The sequence below is a fragment of the Kitasatospora sp. NPDC001603 genome, assembly GCF_040298365.1.
Lineage (GTDB): Bacteria > Actinomycetota > Actinomycetes > Streptomycetales > Streptomycetaceae > Kitasatospora.
Genome location: NZ_JBEPAA010000085.1, coordinates 23576 through 33442 on the forward strand (window position 1 = coordinate 23576; position 9867 = coordinate 33442).

General features: G+C 73.9%; 9 protein-coding genes. 2 read left to right on the forward strand and 7 right to left on the reverse strand.

Annotated features, from left to right (window positions below; all coding sequences use genetic code 11):
• Nucleotides 1-91 precede the first annotated feature (91 nt).
• The 4 genes from smpB to ftsE form a co-directional block, all read right to left on the reverse strand.
• Nucleotides 92-568 carry an SsrA-binding protein SmpB gene (gene smpB / locus ABT263_RS33415; protein WP_329487879.1) on the reverse strand — a complete coding sequence of 159 codons (477 nt, stop codon included), beginning with the start codon at nt 566-568 and terminating at the stop codon, nt 92-94.
• Between the two features lie 58 nt (nt 569-626).
• Nucleotides 627-1769: a S41 family peptidase gene (locus ABT263_RS33420; protein ID WP_352296287.1), complete on the reverse strand. Its 1143-nt coding sequence runs from the start codon at nt 1767-1769 to the stop codon at nt 627-629.
• 113 nt (nt 1770-1882) lie between these two features.
• Entirely contained in the window at nt 1883-2794 is a 912-nt protein-coding gene (ftsX, locus tag ABT263_RS33425; protein WP_329487881.1) for a permease-like cell division protein FtsX, read from the reverse strand.
• A 60-nt stretch (nt 2795-2854) separates the two neighbouring features.
• Complete coding sequence (gene ftsE, locus ABT263_RS33430; protein ID WP_329487882.1) at nt 2855-3544, reverse strand: cell division ATP-binding protein FtsE; 690 nt, start codon at nt 3542-3544, stop codon at nt 2855-2857.
• Nucleotides 3545-3893: 349 nt separating this feature from the next.
• Between ftsE and ABT263_RS33435 the strand changes: the two genes are divergently transcribed.
• Complete coding sequence (locus ABT263_RS33435; protein ID WP_329487883.1) at nt 3894-4088, forward strand: hypothetical protein; 195 nt, start codon at nt 3894-3896, stop codon at nt 4086-4088.
• A gap of 78 nt (nt 4089-4166) precedes the next feature.
• Here ABT263_RS33435 and prfB read toward each other — a convergent pair whose 3' ends face one another.
• The 3 genes from prfB to ABT263_RS33450 all read right to left on the reverse strand — a co-directional run bounded on the left by prfB (nt 4167) and on the right by ABT263_RS33450 (nt 8690).
• Nucleotides 4167-5279, reverse strand: coding sequence for a peptide chain release factor 2 (prfB, locus tag ABT263_RS33440; protein WP_329487884.1), 1113 nt, complete (start codon nt 5277-5279; stop codon nt 4167-4169).
• Between the two features lie 57 nt (nt 5280-5336).
• Entirely contained in the window at nt 5337-6596 is a 1260-nt protein-coding gene (locus ABT263_RS33445) for a serine/threonine-protein kinase (protein WP_352296290.1), read from the reverse strand.
• A 213-nt stretch (nt 6597-6809) separates the two neighbouring features.
• Nucleotides 6810-8690, reverse strand: coding sequence for a serine/threonine-protein kinase (locus ABT263_RS33450; RefSeq protein WP_352296293.1), 1881 nt, complete (start codon nt 8688-8690; stop codon nt 6810-6812).
• Nucleotides 8691-9103: 413 nt separating this feature from the next.
• Between ABT263_RS33450 and ABT263_RS33455 the strand changes: the two genes are divergently transcribed.
• The coding region (locus ABT263_RS33455) for an FHA domain-containing protein (protein WP_352296296.1) at nt 9104-9867 on the forward strand (764 nt) is incomplete at its 3' end.

A 9867-nucleotide genomic window follows, 5' to 3' on the forward strand; every position in this document is an offset into this window, starting at 1 on the left:
CTCGGACGGCGAACCGTCCGTGGTGCTGGCGCCATACTACGCGAGGCGGCCTGCGAGGGTCCAGCGGATTAACTCCGACGTGGCCGCCGGGTCACTGCTGGCGCCGCCGGGCGGCGGCCACGGCGCGGGCCGTCTCGCGGGTGTCCTGCTTCTCCCGCAGCGTCTGGCGCTTGTCGTACAGCTTCTTGCCGACGGCGAGTGCCAGTTCGAGCTTCACCCGGCCGTCCTTGAAGTACAGCGAGAGCGGGATCAGGGTGTGGCCCGCGTCCCGGACCTTCGCCTCGATCTTGTGGATCTCCAGCCGGTGCAGCAGCAGCTTGCGCTTGCGCCGCGCGGCGTGGTTGGTCCACGTCCCCTGGGTGTACTCGGGGATGAAGACGTTGTCGATCCAGGCCTCGTGGTTCTGGATGTAGGCATAGCCGTCGACCAGGTTGGCCCGCCCCTCGCGCAGTGACTTGACCTCGGTGCCGGTGAGCACGAGACCGCACTCGTAGGTGTCGAGGATGGTGTACTCGTGTCGCGCCTTCTTGTTCTGCGCGATCAGCTTGTGTCCGGTTTCCTTTGCCATAGCGCCGCCATTCTCGCACCTCGACGCGGTGGCGGGCAGCTCCTTTACCCGCGGTGCCTCAGGTCCGGGTGCCGAGGCCGGCGAGCACCCGCAGGGCCAGCGCGCCGGCGTCCTCGGTGCCGGACGCGGGCACGTCGGGCACCAGGCCGACGCCCTCCGGGGAGCGGCCGGCGGGGGTGTAGTAGCGCCCGACGGTCAGCTCCAGCACCGCGCCGTCGGCCAGCCGGCTGGGCTGCTGGACGGTGCCCTTGCCGAAGGTCCGGCCGCCCACCACGACGGCCCGGCTGCGGTCCTGGAGGGCGCCGGTGAGCAGCTCGGCGGCGCTCATGGTGCCGCCGTCCACCAGCACCACCAGCGGGGTGCGCTGGTCGCCGCCGGGCGGGGCGGTCAGCTCGCGCGTCCCGCCGCGCTCCTGGTAGGAGCCGACCGCGCCGCCGTCCAGGAAGACCGCGGCGGTGCCGGCGGCCTCCTCGACCAGCCCGCCGGAGTTCCCCCGCAGGTCGAGCACCACCCCGTGGGCGCCGTGCACGGCGGCGCGCACCTGCTCGGCGACGCCGCTGGTGAAGGCCCGCACGGTGATCCGCACGACCCCCTTGTCCAGCCGCTCCACCGCGACCTGCTGACTGTCCAGCAGGGCCCGGCGCAGCCGGACCTCGCGGACCTCGCCCTCGCCGCGCCGGACGGTCAGGGTCACCTCGGAGCCGGCCTGGCGCTCGCCCTCGCGGCCGCGCAGCCGGGCGACCACCTCGGTGACCGGCAGCCGGTCGGCCTGGTCCGCGTCGATCGTCAGCAGCCGGTCGCCCACCGCGATCCCGGCGGCGGCGGCCGGACCGGCCGGCAGCACCTGGGAGACGGTGGTGACGCCGTCCTGGCCGCGGCCGACCGAGAGCCCCACGCCGAGGTAGCGGCCGTCCAGGCCCTGGCTGAACTCGGCGTACTCCCGCGCGCTGTAGTAGGCGCCCCAGCGGTCGCCGGTGGCGCCGATCAGGTGCTCGGCCTGCTGCTCGGAGAGGGCCGCGCCGGCCGGGTCCTGGCCGGCCCCGACCGTGGCGACGGCGGCCGGAGCCGCGTCGCCGGAGGGGCGCGGGTGCGGCGCGGCCGGGTCGCCCCAGGCACCGGTCGCGGCCCCGGCCAGCAGCACGGCGCCGAACACCAGGCTGAGGGTGACCACCTGACGTGCTCTGCGCGGAGTTTCTGGCATGGCATCGGAGTGTAGGCGCAGCGTGCGGGGCGGTGGGCCGGATCGGCCGACGGCGAAACCCCGACGGCCCCGGACGGCGCAGTGCCGTCCGGGGCCGTCGGGGCCGTGCGGGGTCAGACCTTGAGGTACTTGCGCAGGGTGAAGAACGCCGCGATGCCGGCCATGCCCATACCGACCACCACCAGCAGCGGTATCACCGCCAGCACCGAACCGAGCCCGATGAAGTGGATGAACTGCACCCGCTCGGCCAGCCAGCTGTGGACGAAGAAGTGCCCGCCGAGCAGCAGTCCGGAGGCCATCACCGCGCCGAGCAGCGCGGCGAACGCCGCCTCGGCGATGAAGGGCATCTGGACGTAGAAGTTCGAGGCACCGACCAGGCGCATGATGCCGGTCTCGCGCCGCCTGCTGAACGCCGACACCCGGACGGTGTTCACGATCAGCAGCAACGCGACGAAGAGCATCAGCACCATGATCACGAAGGCCGCGGTCTGGAGGCCGTTCAGCAGGCCGAACAGGTTCTCCAGGATCTTGCGCTGGTCCTCGACCGACTTCACCCCGGGCTTGCCCGCGAAGGCGCTCTGGATGACGTCGTACTTGGTCGGGTCGTTCAGCTTCACCCGCCAGGACTGCGGGATGGCCTCCGGGCCGAGGACGGAGATGAGCGGGTTGTCCGGGTTCATCTCCTTCCAGTGCTTGTAGGCCTCGGCGGAGTCCTCGAACACGGAGGACTGGACGACCGAGTCCATCTTGTCGAGCTGGGTCTTGATGTCGGCGATCTGCTGGTCGGTGGCCGCACCCGCCTGGCACTGCGGCGAGTTGCGGGCATCCGCCTTGGTGCAGAAGTAGATGCTCACCTCGACCTTGTCGTACCAGTACCCCTTCATGGAGTTCACCTGGTCACGAACCAGCAGGGAGGCACCGGCGAGGGCGAGGGAGAGCGCGACACTGACGACCACCGCGATGGTCATCGTCAGGTTGCGGCGGAGACCCACACCGATCTCCGACAGGACGAACTGGGCGCGCATGCGGGTAACAACTCCAGGGTCTGAGGCTGGTCGGGCGAGACGGGCCGGCGGCCTACGGGATCAGTGCTGGTACCCGTAGACGCCGCGGGCCTGGTCGCGGACCAGCAGCCCCTTGTCGAGTTCGATGACGCGCTTGCGCATCTGGTCGACGATGGCCTGGTCGTGCGTGGCCATCAGCACCGTGGTGCCGGTGCGGTTGATCCGGTCCAGCAGCTTCATGATGCCGACCGAGTTCTGCGGGTCGAGGTTGCCGGTGGGCTCGTCCGCGATCAGCAGCATCGGGCGGTTCACGAACGCCCGGGCGATCGCCACGCGCTGCTGCTCACCACCGGAGAGCTCGCCCGGCATGCGGTCCTCCTTGCCGCCGAGGCCGACCAGGTCCAGCACCTCGGGCACCACCTTGTTGATGGCGCTCTTGGGCTTGCCGATCACTTCGAGGGCGAAGGCCACGTTCTGCGCGACCGTCTTGTTGGGCAGCAGGCGGAAGTCCTGGAAGACGGTGCCCAGCTGGCGGCGCATGTGCGGCACCTTCCAGTTGGACAGCTTGCCCAGGTCCTTGCCCATCACGTGCACCTCGCCGGTGCTGGGGCGCTCCTCGCGCAGGCACAGGCGCAGGAAGGTGGACTTGCCCGAGCCGGACGAACCGACCAGGAAGACGAACTCACCCTTCTCGATCTCCAGCGAGACGTTGTCCAGGGCGGGACGGTTCTGCTTGGGATAGGTCTTGGAGACGTTGTCGAATCTGATCACGGCTGCATCACGGAGGCCATCCTAGGCGGCGCCAGTCCTCGGTCGGTCCACCCCGGGCGCCCGGCCCGGGGGCGGGCGGCGGGAGCGGAAAGGGCCGCTCCCGGCTTGGGACCATACGCGAACCGGCGTCCGGCTCGCAGGGCCGGTCCGGGACGGAAACCTCATCTTGGGAGACAATGTCCGGTTATGCCCGGAAAATTTGGAGGCATCTCACAGCCCGGGGGCCGGAACGGTCGGAACCTGGCAGAGTGGAGGTGGTGGCCGGGGTCGGCCACTCCCCCGCACAGGGCAAGAACAGGAACCAAAGCCCCGTCCGGTGCGTTGGCAGTAGCAGCGAGGAGGAGATCGCATGACCTGCGACCATCTGGTGTGCGCCAACTGCAACGGCCGCGTGAGCGATGGCCGCTGCCCCGTGTGCCGCGCCAACCGGGCCCGGCTGCAGGAGCAGCAGGGCCCGTTCGCCGCGCTCTCCCCCGTGATGCTGCTGGCCCTGCTGGCCGGGCTGATCGCGGTGGCACTGATCGCCCGGCAGGCGCTGGCCTGAGCCACGACGGACAGCCGGAAGGCCCCCGACGGATCCTTGGTTCCAAGATCTCCGTCGGGGGCCTTCCGTCGTTCACGCTCAGTTCGCGGCGGTCTCGCGCTGCTTGCGCCAGCGGATGCCGGCCTCGATGAAGCCGTCGATGTCGCCGTCCAGCACGCCCTGCGGGTTGCCGACCTCGTACTCGGTGCGGACGTCCTTCACCATCTGGTACGGGTGCAGCACGTAGGAGCGCATCTGGTTGCCCCAGGAGCTGCCGCTGTCCTTCAGCGCGTCCATGGCCGCCCGCTCCTCCTGGCGCCGCCGCTCCAGCAGCTTGGCCTGGAGGACGTTCATCGCGGACGCCTTGTTCTGGATCTGCGAGCGCTCGTTCTGGCAGGAGACCACGACGCCGGTCGGGAGGTGCGTGATGCGCACCGCCGAGTCGGTGGTGTTGACGCCCTGGCCGCCGGGGCCGGACGCGCGGTAGACGTCGATCCGCAGCTCGGACTCGTCGATGTCGACGTGGTCGGACTGCTCGACGACGGGGAGCACCTCGACACCGGCGAACGAGGTCTGCCGGCGGCCCTGGTTGTCGAAGGGCGAGATGCGGACCAGGCGGTGGGTGCCCTGCTCGACCGAGAGGGTGCCGTAGGCGTAGGGCGCCTTGACGGTGAAGGTCGCGGACTTGATGCCGGCCTCCTCCGCGTACGAGGTGTCGTACACCTCGGTGGGGTACCCGTGCCGCTCGGCCCAGCGCAGGTACATCCGCATCAGCTGCTCGGCGAAGTCGGCGGCGTCCACGCCACCGGCCTCGGCGCGGATGTTGATCAGCGCCTCGCGGGCGTCGTACTCGCCGGACAGGAGGGTGCGGACCTCCAGCTCCTCGACCGCCTTCATGACGACCCCGAGCTCCTGCTCGGCCTCGACGCGGGTGTCCGCGTCGTCCTCGGCCTCGGCGAGCTCGAACAGGACGCCCAGGTCGTCGATGCGGCTGCGCAGGCCTTCGACGCGGCGCAGTTCACCCTGGAGGAAGGAGAGCCGGCTGGTCACCTTCTGCGCGTTCGCGAGGTCGTCCCACAGGTCGGGGGCGGCTGCCTCCTCCTCCAGACGCGCGATGTCGGCCCGGATCTTGTCCAGGTCGAGGACTGCCTCGATCGACCCCATGGTCGTGTCGAGGTTCTTGAGCTCTTCGGAAGGATCGACGGCTGCCACGCACCCAGGGTAATGGTTCCGGGGGGGCACCTGGCGACACCGGGGTCGCCGGGCCTCCTACGGGGCCCGCGGCGGCGCGGAGTGGACGGCCGGGCGGGGCGCCTGCCCGCCCTCCGGCGCGGTGGCGGCGAAGGCGGTCCAGGCGGCGGCCGCACCGGCCAGCAGCAGCACGGTGGCCAGCAGGACGGCCAGCAGCCGGCGGCGGCGCAGCAGGGCCTGGCGGTCCCGGCGGTGGGCGGCGCCCGGGGCGGTGCGCTGCGCCCGGGACTCGGCGGCGTAGGAGGCCAGCTCCTGCGCGGAGGGGCGGCGCAGGCTGGTGTGGGTGTCCCGGGTGGAGTCGGGGGCGACCCCGGGCACCAGCGGGACGGCCGGGCCGCGGCGGCGCTTGTGGGCGCCGGGGGCGGCGTCCACCTCGGCGTACACCGCCTCGCCGGGGGTCAGCTGCTCCTCGGCCGGGGTCCGGCCCTGCTGCGGGACGGCGAGCACCGGCAGTCCGGCCAGCGCGGGCAGCTGCTCGCGGAGCCGGGTGGCCAGCTCGGCGGCGCGCAGCCGGGAGGCCGGGGCCTTGGCCAGGCACTCGGCGATGATCCGCCAGAGGCCGTCGGGCAGACCGGGGACGGGCGGCACCTGCTCGGTGACGTGGCGGCGCAGCACGGCGCCGGTGTGGCCGCCGCCGAACGGGGTGGAGCCGGCCAGCAGCTCGTAGAGCACGGTGGCGAGCGCGTAGATGTCGACGGCGGCGCGCGGCTCCAGGCCCTCGATGATCTCGGGGGCGAGGTAGTCGGGGGTGCCGATGATCCGGGTGGCGCGGGTCCGGCGCGGGGCGTCGACCAGGCGGGCCACGCCGAAGTCGGTCAGCTTGGCGCGCGGGGCGCCGCCGGGGCCGGGCGCGGCGGCGAGGTCGAGCAGGACGTTCTCCGGCTTGACGTCGCGGTGGACGATGCCGGCGGCGTGCGCGGCGGCCAGGCCGTCGGCGACGTCGGCGATGACCGAGACGGCGGTCTGCGGGGCGAGCGCGCCGTCGCGCTCCAGCCGGGAGCGCAGGTCGGTGCCCTGGACCAGCTCCATCACCAGGGCGAGGTCGCTGCCGTCGACCACCATGTCGCGCACGCCCACCACCCGGGGGTGGTCGAGGCTGGTCAGCGCGGCGCGCTCCTGGACGAAGCGGCCGACCAGGACCTGGTCGGCGGCGAGGTCCTCGCGCAGCAGCTTGACCGCGACCGGGCCGTCCGGGCCCTCACCGAGCCAGACCGTCCCGGCGGAACCCCGGCCGATCACCTGGTGGACGGTGTAGCGGCTGCCGATCTTGCGTGCCAATGCTGCTCCGTGGGCGGCGGGAGCGCGCGGGGGAGGGTCCGGTGCGCTCGGTGGGGCGGGACAACAGCGACCAACCTACGCGCCCGAACGCCCTTCGCGGGCCGCCTGAGGGCGCTCGGCAGGCACTGGCGGGCGAGAAATCTCGTGGATTGTCGATAAAGCGTCAATGTTGCCGCCGGGCCCGGCCCCTGGCACGGCGCCGGGCCCCCGCGGTCAGTTCTTCGAGCTGCCGACGATATTGCTCACCCAGTCGCTCGCACGGCTGAACCAGTCCTGGACGTCGGCCCAGTACTGCGGGAGCGGCGTGAAGTTCCACAGCGCCACCGCCGCCACGGCCAGCACCAGCAGCACCATCAGACAGCCCTTGAGGCAGCCGAGGCCCGGGATGTACATCCGGTTGCGGCTGCGCCGGCGCGGCTCGCGGGCCGGCGCGGCCTCCCGCCGGGCGGGCTCCGGCGGTGCCTCGCGGCGCTGCGGGGGCTCCCGCCGCTGCGGGGCGGGCGGCTCCGCCCGGCGCTGCGGCGCGGGCGGCGGCGGGGCCTGGTAGCCGCCGGGCGGGCCGGCCTGCGGCTGCTGCTGCCCGTAGGGCTGCGGGGCCTGGTTGTGCTGCGGGGCCTGGTTGTAGCCGCCCGGCGGCTGCGGGCGGCCGCCGGGGGCCTGGCCCCCCTGCCCCGCCTGGTAGGGCGGCGGGGCCACCGGCGGGCGCTGGGCGTAGCCGGGCGGCGGGGCCTGCTGGTAGCCGCGCGGCGGCGGCTGCTGGGGGTAGCCCTGCGGCCGGGGCTGACCGCCCTGGCCGCCCTGGTCGGGTCGGCCGCCCGGTCGGGCCTGGTAGGGCGGCGGGGCGACCGGGGGAGCCTCGAAGTCCGCCGGGTCGAAGTAGCCGATCTCGGTCTGCTGGTTGCGGTCGCGGGCGGCGCGCAGCTGGCTCTGCCAGGGGTGCGGCGCCTCCGGCTGCGGCGGTCCCGGCGGGGTGGGCGGCATCACCTGGGTGCGGTCCGCGGCGCCGTACGGGGCGGCCGGCGGCGGCTGGGTTCCCATCACCCGGGTCGCGGCGGCCGGGTCGTAGTGCTGCCCGCCCGGCTGGCCGGCCGGCAGCACCTGGGTCCGGTCCTCCGTACCCGGCCCGCCCGCGGCGGCGTCGGGCAGGACGCCCGGCGGGTTGCCCGGCACGGCGGCCGGCTGCGGGTCCGGCAGCAGCAGCGCGCCCACCGCGAGCGCCGCGTCCACCGCCGCCGGGGAGGCGTGCACGCCGACCCCGGCCGCGACCACCCGCAGCGCGCGGGCCAGCGCGACGGCGCTCGGCCGCTGCGCCGGGTCCTTGCGCAGGCAGCGCTCGATCACCGTCCAGAGCGGGTCGGGCATGGTGGAGGGCCGCTGCGGCTCCTGGGCGAGGTGCGCCTGGAGGATCTGCAGCGGGCCGTCGCCCTGGAACGGCTGGCGACCGGTGACCAGCTCGTACAGCATGATCCCGGCGCCGTAGACGTCCACCGCGGAGGTCTGCGGGCGGCCCTCGGCGGACTCGGGCGCGACGTACGCCGGAGTGCCGACGAACTCGTGGGTGCGGGTGATGCCGGGAGAGTCGGCGAGGCGGGCGATGCCGAAGTCGGTCAGCATCGGGTGCATCTGCTCGGTGCCGTCCACCACGGTGGAGGCGAGCAGCACGTTGGCCGGCTTGAGGTCGCGGTGGACGACGCCGTCGGCGTGGCTGGCCGCCAGCGCGTCGGCGACCTGGGCCATCAGCAGGGCGCCGGCGATCGGGCTGAACGGACCGTTGCCGCGCAGGTAGCGGGCCAGGTCGGGGCCCTCGATCAGGTCCATCACCAGGGCCAGCAGCTCACCCTCGACCACCAGGTCGCGGACCTTGACGATGTTGGGGTGGGTCAGCCGCAGCAGCAGCGAGCGCTCGCGCAGGAAGCGCATCACCACGTCGGGGTCGGCCGCGAGCTCCTCGCGCAGCACCTTGATCGCCACCGGCTGCCCGGGCTCGCTGCCGGGCACCGCGACATCCGCGCGGACCCGTCCGCGCCAGACGGTGCCGGTGGCCCCCCGTCCGAGGGTCTCCTCAAGCAGATACTTGCTGCCGACTGGCCGCACCTGTCGCACTCCTCGCCGTGCCGCCCGCGCGGGGCGCTCCTCCGCAGGTGCGGTGAGCCTGCCGGGCCCGTGTTGCGGCCACTCTAACCGGGTCCGTTCACGTTTTCGGGGCGACCGGCGAGGGTTCCGGACGGGTCTGGGGGACATCCCCTAGGGGGGTCCCCGAGGCCGGCGGGCGGGGCGTTCGGGGGGACGGTTGACCTGACCCTCCGTCGCCCCCACCATGGCGATGATCGCAAGATCGTCAAATCCGGTACCGTGCGCGGACTGTCGGTGACGGATGGCAGGATGACAGTCGCCACTCTTGTGGCCCACCGTCGTCGCAGCCGCCCGCAGGGGCGTCCACCGCAGGCAGCCCGGGCAGCAAGCGTCAGCACCAGGCGTCAGCACCAGCAGAAGGGACCGCGGGCGAGATGCAGATCCGGCTGACCGTCCTCCGACCGCGCAGCGGCCCGGCAGCCGCCGGCTCCGCCATCCCCTACGTGGACGTGCTGGTCACCGCGCCCGTCGGCACCGCGCTCGGCTCCCTCGCGGGCGCCCTCGCGGGCGCCGTGGGCGTGCGCGGCCCACGAGCCGCCACCCATGTACACCTGTACGCCGGGGCGCACCGGGTGGACGAGCACACCCTGCTCGGCCACCCCCCGCTGCTCGACGGCGCCGTCCTCAGCCTCAACGAGCCCGACCCGACCGCCGACGACCCGGACGACGGCGCGGCCGCCGCCGAGCTGCGGGTGGTCGGCGGCCCCGACGCCGGCGGCGTGCACCGCCTGCACGGCCGGGAGATCCGGGTCGGCCGCTCCGGCGAGGCCGACGTCCCGCTCGACGACCCCGACGTCTCCCGCCTCCACCTCGCGCTGCACCTCGGGGAGGACGGCCGGGTCACCGTGCGAGACCTCGGCTCCACCAACGGCACCACCCTGGACGGCCGGATCGTCCCGCCCGGACCGCCCGAGGAGGCCGTCCCGCTGGAGGGCGGCGCCCTGCTGCGGATCGGCGAGTCCACCCTGCGGGTCACCCCGCCGGATCCCGGGTCCGGCCCGGGCGCGCCCGCCCGCGCGGCGCTGCCCGACGGCCACGGCCACCTCCAGCTCGCCGCCCCCGCCCCCGCGCGGCCCGCGCCGCCCGCCGCCCCTCCCCCCCGGCGCGCCCGGGCGCGACGCCCCCCCGCCCCGCCCCG